At 66.0% G+C, this 13,646-nt stretch carries 11 protein-coding genes and 1 pseudogene; 9 read left to right on the forward strand and 3 right to left on the reverse strand.

Going from position 1 to position 13,646, the window contains the following annotated elements; genetic code table 11:
- Window positions 1-88 precede the first annotated feature (88 nt).
- Complete coding sequence (locus tag V5279_RS02170; RefSeq protein ID WP_029079593.1) at window positions 89-727, forward strand: J domain-containing protein; 639 nt, start codon at window positions 89-91, stop codon at window positions 725-727.
- Window positions 728-923: 196 nt separating this feature from the next.
- On the opposite strand, the gene V5279_RS02175 is transcribed toward V5279_RS02170, so the two are convergent.
- The gene (locus V5279_RS02175; RefSeq protein WP_338694704.1) at window positions 924-2,018 is read right to left on the reverse strand and encodes a citrate synthase/methylcitrate synthase; all 1,095 of its coding nucleotides are present in this window, start codon (window positions 2,016-2,018) and stop codon (window positions 924-926) included.
- A 76-nt stretch (window positions 2,019-2,094) separates the two neighbouring features.
- Between V5279_RS02175 and V5279_RS02180 the strand changes: the two genes are divergently transcribed.
- Complete coding sequence (locus tag V5279_RS02180) at window positions 2,095-3,318, forward strand: citrate synthase family protein (RefSeq protein WP_338694706.1); 1,224 nt, start codon at window positions 2,095-2,097, stop codon at window positions 3,316-3,318.
- 217 nt (window positions 3,319-3,535) lie between these two features.
- Here V5279_RS02180 and V5279_RS02185 read toward each other — a convergent pair whose 3' ends face one another.
- Window positions 3,536-4,198 (reverse strand): DedA family protein, encoded by a 663-nt coding sequence (locus tag V5279_RS02185; RefSeq protein WP_338694708.1) that lies wholly within the window; start codon window positions 4,196-4,198, stop codon window positions 3,536-3,538.
- 292 nt (window positions 4,199-4,490) lie between these two features.
- On the opposite strand from V5279_RS02185, the gene cobS reads away from it, so the two are divergent.
- The 5 genes and pseudogenes from cobS (at window position 4,491) to V5279_RS02210 (ending at window position 10,148) form a co-directional block, all read left to right on the forward strand.
- A complete protein-coding gene (gene cobS, locus V5279_RS02190; protein ID WP_338694710.1) occupies window positions 4,491-5,489 on the forward strand; it encodes a cobaltochelatase subunit CobS in 999 nt (332 codons plus the stop codon).
- Window positions 5,490-5,492: 3 nt separating this feature from the next.
- A complete protein-coding gene (locus V5279_RS02195; RefSeq protein WP_338694711.1) occupies window positions 5,493-5,903 on the forward strand; it encodes a GNAT family N-acetyltransferase in 411 nt (136 codons plus the stop codon).
- Window positions 5,900-7,798, forward strand: coding sequence for a cobaltochelatase subunit CobT (gene cobT / locus V5279_RS02200; protein ID WP_338694712.1), 1,899 nt, complete (start codon window positions 5,900-5,902; stop codon window positions 7,796-7,798). The genes V5279_RS02195 and cobT overlap by 4 nt, the downstream gene beginning before the upstream one ends.
- Window positions 7,799-7,801: 3 nt before the next feature.
- Window positions 7,802-8,899, forward strand: a pseudogene (locus V5279_RS02205) (esterase-like activity of phytase family protein).
- 136 nt (window positions 8,900-9,035) lie between these two features.
- The gene (locus V5279_RS02210) at window positions 9,036-10,148 is read left to right on the forward strand and encodes an NADH:flavin oxidoreductase/NADH oxidase (protein ID WP_338694714.1); all 1,113 of its coding nucleotides are present in this window, start codon (window positions 9,036-9,038) and stop codon (window positions 10,146-10,148) included.
- 21 nt (window positions 10,149-10,169) lie between these two features.
- Here V5279_RS02210 and V5279_RS02215 read toward each other — a convergent pair whose 3' ends face one another.
- The gene (locus tag V5279_RS02215; protein ID WP_338694716.1) at window positions 10,170-11,681 is read right to left on the reverse strand and encodes an FAD-dependent monooxygenase; all 1,512 of its coding nucleotides are present in this window, start codon (window positions 11,679-11,681) and stop codon (window positions 10,170-10,172) included.
- A gap of 55 nt (window positions 11,682-11,736) precedes the next feature.
- On the opposite strand from V5279_RS02215, the gene V5279_RS02220 reads away from it, so the two are divergent.
- Both V5279_RS02220 and V5279_RS02225 read left to right on the forward strand, forming a co-directional pair.
- Window positions 11,737-12,375: a TetR/AcrR family transcriptional regulator gene (locus V5279_RS02220; protein ID WP_338694718.1), complete on the forward strand. Its 639-nt coding sequence runs from the start codon at window positions 11,737-11,739 to the stop codon at window positions 12,373-12,375.
- A 104-nt stretch (window positions 12,376-12,479) separates the two neighbouring features.
- Entirely contained in the window at window positions 12,480-13,580 is a 1,101-nt protein-coding gene (locus V5279_RS02225) for an LLM class flavin-dependent oxidoreductase (RefSeq protein WP_338694720.1), read from the forward strand.
- The last annotated feature ends 66 nt before the right edge of the window (window positions 13,581-13,646 follow it).

Raw genomic sequence — 13,646 nt, forward strand, 5'->3', positions numbered from 1 at the left:
TCGGCTTTTCGTCAATGGTGCAAGCGGGAAACGAGGTCTGCGCAATGTCAAGACTTGAAGAATTGTGCATTGCGTAGTCAAAGAGAACATGCCGATCGATTCATCAAAATTCTTCGACTCCATTCGCATCAAGCCGACCAAGGTGAGTGCGAAGCGCACGGCGCAGGCAGGCGAGCAGGCTGTGACCTGCGAATGGGCGGGTTGCCAGAACAAGGGTGCGCACCGCGCCCCGAAGGGCCGTGAGAATTCGCGCGAGTACTGGCACTTCTGTCTCGATCACGTCCGCGAGTACAACCAGTCCTACAATTTCTTCCAGGGCATGAATCCCGACGACGTCGCGCGCTACCAGAAGGACGCGCTGACCGGCCATCGTCCGACCTGGAAGATGGGCGCCAACAGCGGCAAGAAGGGCGACGATGGCCTCGACGCCGCCTCCGATCCGTTCCACGTCTTCTCCGAGCTCAACGGCCGCGGCCGCTGGCGCCCCGGACCGGGCGGCGCGGAGCCCAAGCCCGAGACCCGCAAGGTCATGAATGCCGAGCGCAAGGCGCTTCTGGTGATGGGGCTCGGCGCCGGCGCGACGCTGGAAGACGTCAAGGCGAAGTACAAGGCGCTGGTGAAGCAGCACCATCCCGACGCCAATGGCGGCGACCGCTCCACCGAAGATCGCCTGATCGAGATCATCAAGGCGTATAATTATCTGAAGACCGTGGTGCGCGAGGCCTGAACTCTGGCCTTCGCCGCTCCTACGCGAGGATGCGGAGCTTCCGCACCTCCCCTTGAAAAGGGGAGGTCGCTTTGCTCGCGAGAGCAAAGCGGGTGGGGATCCGTTCCCTCCACAAACAGTGTCGTCTGCGGCTGACCCCCATCCCGACCTTCCCCCTTTCAGGGGGAAGGAGAAGAGCCTCGTAGCCCGTTAGCACTCAGCCCTTCGGCACTGCCCCGACATAGGACGAACTCGGCCGGATCAGCCGTCCGGTGCGCCGCTGCTCCAGCGCGTGCGCGGTCCAGCCCGCGGCGCGGGCCACGGCGAAGATCGGCGTGAACGCCTGCCGCGGGATTTTCAGCCCGTCGAGCAGGATCGCGGTGAAGAACTCGACATTGGTCTCGAGCGGCCGCTCCGGATTCTTCTTGCGCAATGCCCCGCGGATATAGGCCTCGACCTCGCCGGCAAACGGCAGGTCGGCGCCGTCGGCCTCCAGGCGCTCGATCGCGACCTTCAGCACGTCGGCACGCGGGTCGCGCACTCGATAGACGCGATGGCCGAACCCCATCAGCCGCTCGCCGCGCGCCAACGCGTCGTCGACCCAGGGCTTGATGCGCTCGCGCGTGCCGATCGCATCCAGCATCTCCAGCACCGGCTCCGGCGCACCGCCATGCAGCGGACCGGTTAGCGCGCAATAGCCGCCGGTGATGGCCGCGAACAGGTCGGCCTGGGTCGATGCGATCACCCTTGTGGTGAAGGTCGACCCGTTCATGCCGTGGTCGCAGACGGTGACGAAGTACGCGTCGAGCGCGGCGACCTCGCGCGGCGCGGCCTTTCGGCCCAGCAGCATCCGCAGCGTGTCGGCGGCGTGGCTGGCATTCGCCTCGGGCGCGATCGGGTCGCTGCCACGGGCGCGCTGGACCAGGGCGCCTGCGATCACCGGGAAGGCGCCGACGATGGTCGCCTCGTGCTCCAGTCCGTTCTCGCCGCGCAATCCTGCGATCGCGGCGCGGAAGCCGTCGACGATCGACATGCCGCGGGTCGCCGGCAGCAGGTCCTCTAGCCGCGCAAAGGCGCGTTCGCGGGCGGCGCCGAGGCTGGCGCGGACATTGGCCTCGCTCAGCGACTTGCCGGTGGCGCCGTTCCACAGCCGCGCGGTGACGCCCTCGAAGCTCGACTTGCCCGCGAGGTTGGCGACGTGTTCGCCCGCGATGATTAGTTCGCCGCGCTCGCCGTCGACATGGCTCAACACGGTCTCAGCGGCGGGAACGCCGTCCAGACCGATCTGACTCTTGGTGAGATGCACATTCATGGCCCGATCTCCTTGCTTCACGCCTTCAAGGTCGGGCCTCTCGACGAGTTGATCAATCTTGATTATATAAATCAATATGAAAAAATCCGCCGAGCTATACCTGTCCGCCCGGGAGGCCGCCGCCGAGCTCGCGATCTCGCCGGCGACGCTCTACGCCTATGTCAGCCGCGGCCTGATCCGCTCCGAGCCGTCACCGGATTCGCGCAGCCACCGTTACCGGGCCGAGGACATCAGGGGCTTGAAGGAACGCCGCGTGCCGTCGCCGGAGCCGCGCGGGTTGCGCAATTTCGACGCCGACCTGCCGGTGATGGATTCGGCGATCGCCACCATCACCGAGCAGGGTCCGATCTATCGCGGCGTGAACTGCGTCGATCTCGCCGAGCGCGACACCCTGGAGCACACCGCGACGCTGCTCTGGGACGTCACCGGCGTCGATCCGTTCGCCCCGGACAATTGTCCGCATGTCTCGGACGAAATGCGCGCGATCGCGGAGGCCGCGCGCCGCGCCCAGCCGATCGACCGCACGGTCGCCGTGCTGGCGCTGGCGGCAAGCGCCGATCCCGGCGCCTTCACCCGTGCGCCCGACGGCCGCGCGATGGTCGGCGCCCGCATTCTGCGGCTGCTGGTCGCGACCATGCTGAACGCGGCGCCGTCGGCTGACCTGCTGCACGAGCAGGTGGCGCGGGTCTGGACATCCGACAACAAGCACGCGCCCGATCTGATCCGCCGCGCGCTGGTGCTGCTCGCCGAGCACGAACTGAACGCCTCCACCTTCACCGCGCGCTGCGCGGCATCGACCGGGCTCAATCTGTACGACGCGGTGATTGCGGGGCTCGTCGCGCTGAAGGGGCCGATGCATGGCGGCGCCGGCGTGCTCGCCTCGCGCCTCGTCAAGACAATGATCGACAACGACGTTGCGCCGGTGGTTCGTGAGCGCGTTGCGTTGGGCGAGCGTTTCCCCGGCTTCGGGCACGGCGTCTACAAGAAGGGCGATCCGCGCGCGATCTCGCTGCTCGAGGCGCTGACGCGGGCCGGCGCGCCGCGCAAATTCACCCGGGAGGTGCCGGAGCGGATCGCGGAGGCGACCGGCGAATTCGTCAACATCGATTACGCGCTGGCGGTGCTGGTGCATGCGCTGCGGATGCCTGCAGGCAGCGAGCTCGCGCTGTTTGCGATGGCCCGCAGCGTCGGCTGGATCGCGCATGCCAGCGAGCAGCTACAGCTCGGCAAGCTGATCAGGCCTCGCGCGCGCTATGTCGGCCCGGCGCCCGGGCGGGCCGGCGCGACCAACAGCATCTAAAGCGCGATGAGATTAGGTTGAATAGCAATAGCGAAGGCGGTGCGCCCCCTCTCCCGCTTGCGGGGGAGGGCCGGGGTGGGGGCTCTCTCCGCGAGTCACATTGCGGAGAGAGCCCCCACCCGCACCGCATCTTCGATGCGTTGCGACCTCCCCCGCAAGCGGGAGAGGTGTAGCCAGTCTGCCGCGAGACCGATTCAACCTGACTTCGTTCTCACGACTATTTCGCAGGTCTGGCCGGTTCGATCAGGCTGCCGCCATGCCGCCGGCGGATGGTCCAGATCGCGAGCGCCAGGATCACGGCGCCGCCCGCCACCGCAAACATCCAGAGATGCTTGCCGACATGCTCGTGATGCGGCAGCCCGGCATAGTCATGCAGCGCGGTGACGGCGAGCACGCCGGGCAGCACATGCGCCGGCGCCCAGAGCAGGATCGCGGGGATGTTGACGGCGTAGAAGCGCGCCGGCGGCATGTCGAGCGCACCGGCCGTGATCGGCACGAAAGCGCGGATCGGCGGCACGAAGCGGGCGAAGAACACCGCGAGCACGCCCCAGCGGTTGAAGAACGCCTCGCTCTGCGCGACCACGCGCGGGTAGTTGGAGAGTGGCCAGGTCGAGAGGATCTCGCGCTGGCTGCGGTGGCCGATCATATAGGCCGTGCCGTCTCCGAGCATCGCGCCGGCGGCCGCCGCGGCGAGCACCGGCCAGAGCTTCAATTCGCCGCCCGGCACCAGTGCGCTCAGCGCCAGGATGATGGTCGAGCCCGGCACCAGGGAGCCGACCACCGGCACCGCCTCCAGCAAGGCGGCCAGAAACAGCGTCAGATAGGCAAGCCAGGCATGGGCCGAAACGAACGCGATCAAGGGGTCAAGGAATGAAGTCACAAAATTCCCATGTGGAGGTGATATAGATCTGAGAGCTACCAACTCCCCGCCGGGCTGAAAAGTGCCCGGCCGGGCAGGCCGCATTGGCGCCGCGGCGAAAGTACGGCGGGATTTGCAGGGCAGCCTTCCAAAAACCGAGTTTCACTCCTATCTTTATGATAGAACAACGAAACTTTGATTTGCCCGCGGGCTTCTGCCGGCCGTTGCTCTCTGCTAGGCTTGTTCGAAGCACCCCATCCGCAGCCAAATGACCTAATCTGGTTTCGGGAATGCCCGGGACCTCGGAGGATGAATGACGACCGCCGTCCAGACCAAAGCGCAAGAACCCGTCGGAATGCCCGACATGAAGGTGTCGGTGCGGCAGGTCTTCGGGATCGATAGTGATCTGGAAGTGCCCGCTTATTCCGAAGTCGATCCGCACGTGCCGGAAGTCGATAGCGACTATCGCTTCGACCGCGCCACCACGCTTGCGATCCTCGCCGGCTTCGCCAAGAACCGCCGCGTGATGGTCACCGGCTATCACGGCACTGGCAAGTCGACCCACATCGAGCAGGTTGCGGCCCGCCTCAACTGGCCCTGCGTGCGCGTCAACCTCGACAGCCACATCAGCCGTATCGATCTCGTCGGCAAGGATGCCATCGTGGTCAAGGAGGGCAAGCAGGTCACCGAATTCCGCGACGGCATCCTGCCCTGGGCCTTGCAGCACAACATCGCGCTGGTGTTTGACGAATACGACGCCGGCCGCCCGGACGTGATGTTCGTGATTCAGCGCGTGCTGGAAGTCTCCGGCCGCCTGACGCTGCTCGACCAGAACAAGGTGATCAAGCCGCATCCGGCGTTCCGCCTGTTCTCGACCGCCAACACGGTCGGCCTCGGCGACACGTCCGGCCTCTATCACGGCACCCAGCAGATCAACCAGGGCCAGATGGACCGCTGGTCGATCGTCACCACGCTGAACTACCTCGCCCATGACGAGGAAGTGGAGATCGTGCTGGCCAAGGCGAAACACTATCGCACGCAAGAAGGCCGCGACATCGTCAACAAGATGGTGCGGCTTGCGGACCTCACCCGTAACGCGTTCGCCAATGGCGACCTGTCGACGGTGATGAGCCCGCGCACGGTGATCACCTGGGCCGAGAACGCCGACATCTTCAACGACATCGGCTTCGCGTTCCGCGTCACCTTCCTCAACAAGTGTGACGAGCTGGAGCGGCCGCTGGTCGCCGAGTTCTATCAGCGCTGCTTCAACGTCGAGCTGCCGGAATCCTCGATCAACGTGGCGCTCAGCTAGTCCATGCCGAAAATCTCCGTCGAGCGCACAGTCACACAGACGAAGAAAGCGGTGCTCGGCGGATTGCTCCGCTACAACAACGAGAAGATGGGGAAGCAGAAGTACAAGCGCTTCGCCATCTCGCTGCGGCAAGGCGACGAGATCGTCGGCGGCATCGTCGGCGAGGTCTGGACCGCGGTGTTGTTCATCCAGTTGTTCTGGATGGAGCAAAAGTTTCGCAACAAGGGTTTTGGCGCGAAGCTGATCAAGGCGATCGAGGACGAGGCGCGGCGCTTCGGGGCGACGCGATCCTATCTGGATACAATGAGCTTCCAGGCGCCGGGCTTCTACCGCGCCAACGGATATAAAGAGTTCGGTTCGATTGAGGGGTATCCCGGCGGCGTCACGCGCCACTGGCTTACGAAATCACTATGACAACCTCCAACATCAAATTCCGTCCCGGGTCGAAGGAAGCACCGACCGAGCCGTTCAAGCGCTCGGTGTCGGCGTGCCTGAAGGCGATCGCCAAGAAGCCGGAGCTCGAAGTCAGCTTCGCCGCCGAACGTCCCGGGCTTGCGCCCGGCAAGGCCCGGCTGCCGGAGCCGGCGCGCAAGATGACCAAGCGCGATGCGGCGATCGTGCGCGGCCACGCCGATTCGATCGCGCTGAAGATCGCCTGCCACGATCCCAAGGTGCATCGCAAGCTGATGCCGGGCAATCCGCAGGCGCGCGGCGTGTTCGAAGCGGTCGAGCAGGCGCGCGTCGAGGCGATCGGCTCGCGACGGATGTCAGGCGTTGCCAAGAACCTCACCGCGATGCTCGACGATCATTTCCACCGCGGCAAGTATGACGAGATCACCGACCGCGCCGATGCGCCGCTGTCGGATGCGCTGGCGATGCTGGTGCGCGAACGCCTGACCGGCATGGCGCCGCCCGCGGCCGCCAAGAAGATGGTCGATCTCTGGCGCCCGACGCTGGAGGACAAGATCGGCTCGCGGCTCGACAAGCTCAGCCGCTTCACCGAGGACCAGGCCAAGTTCGGCGACCTCGTCCATGATCTACTGTCGGCGCTCGATCTCGGCGACGACCGCAACATGGATTCCGACGATGACGATGACCAGGACGAGAACCAGGACGGCGAGAGCGATCAGTCCGGTGCCGAAGGTTCGCCCGATTCCGACGCCGCGCAGGAGATGAGCGCCGACCAGGCGCAGACGACGGCGGAAGAGATGAGCGAAAGCGCGATGGAGAGCGCGCAGGCCTCCACCAGCGATACGTTCGACGACGGCGAGCTCGGCGACGACGAGACGCCGGGCGAGGCGACGCGGCCGAATTCACGCGGCCAGAACGAGCCGCGCGGTCCGGAATATCATGCGTTTGCGCCGAAGTTCGACGAGGTGATCGCGGCCGAGGATCTCTGCGATCATGACGAGCTGGAGCGGCTGCGCTCCTATCTCGACAAGCAGCTTGCGCATCTGCAGGGCATCGTGGCGCGGCTCGCCAACCGCCTGCAGCGCCGCCTGATGGCGCAGCAGAACCGCGCCTGGGAGTTCGATCTCGAAGAGGGCATCCTCGATCCGGCGCGGCTGTCGCGGGTCGTCACCGATCCCTATCACCCGTTGTCCTTCATGCATGAGAAGGAGGCGACCTTCCGCGACACCGTGGTGACGCTGCTGCTCGACAATTCCGGCTCGATGCGCGGCCGTCCGATCACGGTCGCCGCCACCTGCGCCGACATCCTGGCGCGCACGCTGGAGCGTTGCGGCGTCAAGGTCGAGATTCTCGGCTTCACTACCCGCGCCTGGAAGGGCGGGCAGTCGCGCGAGGCGTGGCTTGCCGCCGGCAAGCCGGCCAATCCCGGCCGCCTCAACGATCTGCGCCACATCATCTACAAGTCGGCCGACGCGCCGTGGCGTCGCGCGCGGAAAAATCTCGGCCTGATGATGCGCGAGGGTCTGCTCAAGGAGAACATCGACGGCGAGGCGCTCGACTGGGCGCACAAGCGCCTGCTGGCTCGTCCCGAGCAGCGCCGCATCCTGATGATGATTTCCGACGGTGCGCCGGTCGACGATTCCACGCTGTCGGTCAATCCGGGCAACTATCTGGAGCGGCACCTGCGTCACATCATCGACGAGATCGAGACCCGCTCGCCGGTCGAGCTGATCGCGATCGGCATCGGTCACGACGTCACGCGCTACTATCGCCGCGCCGTCACCATCGTGGACGCCGAAGAACTCGGTGGCGCCATCACCGAAAAGCTCGCCGAACTGTTCAGCGAGACCCACGGCTCGGCGCCCGCCCAAGGCACCCGGCGCCGCCTCCACTCGTGAGACATGCGCTCACACCTTAGCCGCCGCCGTTTCCTTCGAGATATGGCGGCGGGACTGTCGGCGGCCGCGCTGCCGCGTCTCGCGCAGGCGCAGAGCGCCACCGAGCCGCCGCTGACGCCGGGCCCGTCCGGCAGGCCGGGCCGCCATCGCGTCGACGAACCTGTCGCGGTCGAGGTCAATGCGCGGCCGCTGCCGTCGTTCGACATCCGCGATCGTGCGCGCACGCGGTTCGGCGCGCTGGAATATCGCAGCGGGCTGATCCTGACCTCGTCGTTTTCCGGCTTCGGCGGCCTCTCCGCATTGCGGCTCGATCCCAAGGGCGAGCGCTTCATCGCGGTCAGCGATCAGGGCAGTTGGTTCACTGGCCGCATCGTCTATCGCGGCCGCGACATGGCCGGGCTCGACGATGTCGAGGCGGCGCCGCTGCTCGGGGCCGACGGCAGGCCGATCACCGCGACGCGCGGCTGGTACGATTCGGAATCGCTCGCACTCGACGGCTCGTTCGCCTATGTCGGGCTCGAGCGGGTCAACCAGGTGCTGCGCTACGATTTTTCCAAGGGCTTTACCCGGTCGCGCGGCGAGGTGGTGCCGCTGCCGGCGGCGGCGCGCAAGCTTCCCAACAACAAGGGACTGGAGGCGCTGGTCTTCGTGCCCAAGGTGATGCCGAAAGCCCAGCCGCTTGCCGGCACGCTGATCGCGTTCTCGGAGCGCGGGCTCGATGCCGGCGGCAATCTGATCGCCTTCCTGGTCGGCGGCAAGACGCCGGGGCAGTTCAGCGTGCGCCGCACCGAGAATTTCGACATCAGCGACGCGGTGCTGCTGCCGGCGGGCGATCTCTTGATCCTGGAGCGGAAGTTCTCCTGGCTCGGCGGCGTCGGCATCCGCATCCGCCGCCTCGTGCTGTCCGACATCGCGCCCGGCGCCGTCGTCGACGGCCCTGCGATCTTCAACGCCGATCTCGGCAACTAGATCGACAACATGGAAGGCATCGACGCCCATGTCACCGCGGAGGGCGAGACCGTGCTGACCATGATCTCGGACGATAATTTCTCGCTGATCCAGCGCAACCTGTTGCTGCAGTTCACGCTGGTGGTGGACTGATGTGCCGCGCCCAAGGGGCGGCGCGATCGCATTGCTGGTCTGCGCCCCGGCCTGTTCGGCGCGCCGGACAGTTGGTGATCGCGGCCGCCGCCTCTATGTTAACCGTGCCCTTTCCCCGATCCCGGATACCGTCCACATGAGCACCCTGTTTTCCCCGATCGAACTGCGCGGTCTGAAACTCTCCAATCGCATCATGGTCGCGCCGATGTGCCAATATTCGGCGATCGACGGCTCCGCCAACGACTGGCACTTCACCCATATCAACATGCTGGCGCTGTCGGGCGCCGCGATGTTCTGCATTGAAGCGACCCATGTCGAGGATATCGGGCGGATCACGCCGGGCTGCCTCGGGCTCTACAGCGATGCCAATGAGGCGGCGCTGAAGCCGATCCTGGCCTCGGTGCGCAAGCATTCGAAGGCGGCGGTCGCGATGCAGCTCGCCCATGCCGGCCGCAAGGCCTCGAGCCAGCGGCCCTGGGAAGGCGGGCAGTTGATCCCGATTGCCGAGGGCGGCTGGCAGACGGTGGCGCCATCTGACGTCCCGCACAAGGAGGGCGAGGCCGCACCGGTGGCGCTCGACGACGCCGGGCTGAAGCGCATCCGCGAGGCCTTCGTCGCCTCAGCGAAGCGCGCCGACCGGCTCGGCATCGACGCGCTCGAGCTGCACAGCGCGCACGGCTATCTCTTGCACCAGTTCCTGTCGCCGCTCGCCAACAAGCGCACCGACCGCTACGGCGGCTCGCTCGAGAACCGGATGCGTTTCCCGCTGGAAGTGTTCGATGCGGTGCGCGCCGTGTTTCCCGATCGCAAGCCGGTCGGCGTCCGGGTCTCGGCGACCGATTGGGTCGAGGGTGGCTGGGACGTCCCGCAGACCATCGAGTTCACCAAGGAGTTGAAGAAGCGCGGGGTCGACTGGATGGACGTCTCCTCCGGCGGCGTCTCGGCGCTGCAGAAGATCCCGCTCGCACCCGGCTATCAGGTGCCGGCGGCGCAGGCGGTGCGGGAGGCGACCGGCGTCACCACGATGGCGGTCGGCCTCATCACGGAAGCGAAGCAGGCGGAGGAGATCGTCGCCTCGGGGAAGGCCGACATGGTCGCGCTCGCCCGCGGCATGCTCTACGACCCGCGCTGGGGCTGGCACGCCGCCGCCGAGCTCGGCGGCGAGGTGAACGCGCCGCCGCAATACTGGCGCTCGCAGCCCTCGACGCAGAAGGCGCTGTTCGGCAAGACCACGTTCGGGGCGCGCTGACAGCGCGCCTTGCCAGCGAGGTCAATGCGTGGCGGGCCCGAACCAGCGCACCAGCGCGGCGTCGAGGCCCGCTGTGTCGGTGTCGTCGGCCGCCCAGGCGATGCAGGCATCCGGCCGGATTAGCGACGAAGGGCCGCTGCGTCTTGGCATGCATCGGACAAAGATGTCCCAGCGAGCTGCGACCGCTGACGCAGCTCCGCCGGTCGCATCGACCAGCACGGCCCTGCCGTCCTCCATCTGATCGAACAGCGTCGTTTCGGCGCCCTCGCCGCCGAGCGCGAAATTTCCGGCGAGCCGGCCGACCAACGGATGATCGCTGCCGAGGTCGTAGCGGATCTTGATGCCGCTGATCATTTCGCCGAAGTAGCGCGTGCCCTCGTCGAGGCTCATCAGGTCGGCGACTATGTCGCGCAAGGCGTCGGTCATGACATCCGGCCGCATCAATGCGACCTGGGCGCGGGTGTTGGCGAGCACCTTCGCCGCGATCGGATGCCGCTCCTCGGTGTAACTGTCGAGCAAGCTGTCCGGCATGCGATCGCAGACAACCGCCGCAAGCTTCCAGCCGAGGTTGACTGCATCGAGCAGGCCGAGATTCAAGCCTTGCCCGCCGAACGGCGAGTGCACATGCGCCGCATCGCCCACCAAAAGGACGCGACCCTTACGATAGCTCGCGGCCTGCCGGGCATTGTCGGTGAAGCGCGTGACGGTCTTGACGGCGGTGACGCGGACGTCGGCGCCGCTGATCCGGCGCAGGGTGGTCTCGATCTCCTCGCGCGTCATGGGTGCGCTGCGATCGGCCGGCGGTCCGTCGAACTCGGCGAGGAAAACCCGGCCGGGAATCGGTCCATACGCCATCATGCCGACAGGCGTTCGCCGCCAGCCGACCGGCAACAGCCGATCCGGATGATCGAGGTCGACAATGGCCTGGTGTCCGGTGAGGGTCGGGTCGGTGCCGGGAAAGTCGAAGCCGGAGCGCTTGCGCACCGCGCTGCGTCCGCCGTCGCAGCCGACAAGATAGGCGGCGTGCAGCTCGATCTCGCCGGACGCGCCCGTCGTCCGCGCCACGACGCCGTCTCCGTGATCCCTGAAATCGATCAGCTCGCAGCCGCGCCTGATCTCGATCCCGAGCGCGCGGGCGCGTTCGCCCAGCATCTTCTCCAGGGCGTGCTGGTTCACGCCGCGCAGCCGCCGGTCCGGCTCGTGCTGCCGTGTCTGATCGATCAGGAAAATGCCGGAGAAGTGACCGCCGAATTTCTTGAACGGAAGTTCGCTCTGGCCGTCCGCGCCCTTCATGAGCGTCGACATACTCTCCGCCATGGCGCGTTCGACCGCATCCATCGCGTCGGCAAGGCCGCGGCGCTCCAGTGCCTCGCCTGCGAGGGCGCCGATCGCGCCGGCCTTGATGGTCTGGTCGGGCTCGCTCAGCCGCTCGATGACGACCACGTCGGCGCCGCCCAGGGTCAATTCGATCGCCAGCAGCAGTCCGGTCGGCCCGGCGCCGACCACCACCACATCCGTTCGTTCACGCGTCACGCCGTCACCATATTTTTATACTGGGTATAATATTTAGTATGGTACAAATTTTCACATGTCAAATCGGGATGGATTGCGGGAGCGGAAGAAGGAGGCGACGCGTCAGGCGATCTCGGACGTCGCCACCGAGCTGTTTTTGGAACGCGGCTTCGACAATGTTTCGGTGGCCGAAATTGCCGAGGCCGCCGAGGTCTCCCGGATGACGGTGTTCAATTACTTTCCGCGCAAGGAAGATCTGTTCTTCGACCGCGAAGAGGAAAGCCGCCAGATTCTGAAGACCGCGTTTGCCGAGCGAGCACCCGGCGAGGCGCCGCTCGTGACCCTGCGCAAGCTGGTGCAGAGCCTGGCGGATCGAGCGCATCCGTTCGCGAAATTCACCGATGCAACGGCGAAATTCTGGCGCACCGTCGCAGAGAGCCCGGCGCTCGCGGCGCGGGCGCGCGAGATGCGAGACGAGTTCATCGATGATCTCGCAACCGTGCTGGCGGGCGCGATCACGCGGCCGCTCGCCGATGCCGATGCCCGGCTCGCCGCTTCGATGGTGGTGACGGCAATCACCGTCGCCTATGCGGAAGGGCTTCGCGCGCACAAGGCCCGCAGATCGGCCGCATCGTCACGCGAGGCCTTCCTGCAGATCATGGAGCGAAGCTTTTCGGGGATCGCGGCCATGCTGAAGGATACGCCCTACGCATAGTCCCGGCCCGGCTGCATGCGACAAGGCCATTGTTCTGCCGCGGCCATGGCGGGTACTCTTCCATCGCGTGCGGAAGACACGCATCAGACAAAGAGAGGAAACCCATGGAACTCGGATACTTCGCGATGCCGTCGCATCCGCCGGAGTGCGGATTGAAGGAGGGCCACGACTGGGACCTGCGGGTGCTGCGCTGGCTGGACGAGCTCGGCTACCAGGAAGCCTGGATCGGCGAGCATCACACCGCACCGTGGGAGCCGCACCCGTCGCCTGATCTGTTGGTCGCGCAGGCTTTGCTGCAGACCAAGACTCTGCGCATCGGCCCCGGCGGTTTCCTCCTGCCCTATCATCACCCGGCCGAACTCGCGAACCGCGTTGCGATGCTCGATCACATCTCGAACGGGCGATTGAACTTCGGCGTCGCGGCTAGCGGCCTGCCGAGCGACTGGGCGATGTTCAACGTCGACGGCATGTCGGGCCAGAACCGCGACATGACCCGCGAGGCGCTCGAAATCATCCTGAAAATGTGGACCGAGCCGGCGCCGTGGACGCACAAGGGCAAGTTCTGGACGGTGACCAAGCCGGACACGATGTTCGATTTCCTCAAACCCCACATCAAGCCGCAGCAAGCGCCGCATCCGCCGATCGGCGTTGCGGGCCTGTCGAAGAACTCGGACACGCTGAAGCTCGCCGGTGAGCGCGGCTTCATTCCGATGAGCCTCAATCTCAATCCGGCTTATGTCGGCAGCCATTGGGACTCGGTCGAGGCCGGCGCCGCCAAGACTGGCCGCAAGCCGAGCCGCAAGGACTGGCGCATGGTGCGCGAGGTGTTCGTCGCCGACACCGATCAAGAGGCATGGAAGCTCTCGACCGGCGACATGATGGGCCGGATGATGGGTGAGTATTTTCTCCCCTTGCTCGGTCACTTCGGTTTCAAGGATTATTTGAAAGCCTCGCCCGACGTGCCTGACAGCGACGTCACCGTCGAATATTGCGCCCGCAACAACTGGATCGTCGGTTCGCCCGCGACCGTCACCGAGAAGATCGAGAAGATCTACCAGGAGGTTGGCGGCTTCGGCGTGCTGCTGGTGTTCGGCTTCGACTACAAGCACAAGCCCGAGGCTTGGCACAATTCGCTGCGGCTGCTGAAGCAGGAGGTGCTGCCGCGGCTGAAGCATCTCGACGCCTCGGTCGGCCGCGCGGCGTAGCGCGTGAGGAAGAACGCGGGGCAGCCGCAACGCTGCCCTGTGTTTCATGTCATGACCCCCGATAGG

The organism is Bradyrhizobium sp. 26S5 (assembly GCF_036923295.1).
In the GTDB taxonomy this organism is placed as follows: Bacteria; Pseudomonadota; Alphaproteobacteria; order Rhizobiales; family Xanthobacteraceae; genus Bradyrhizobium; species Bradyrhizobium septentrionale.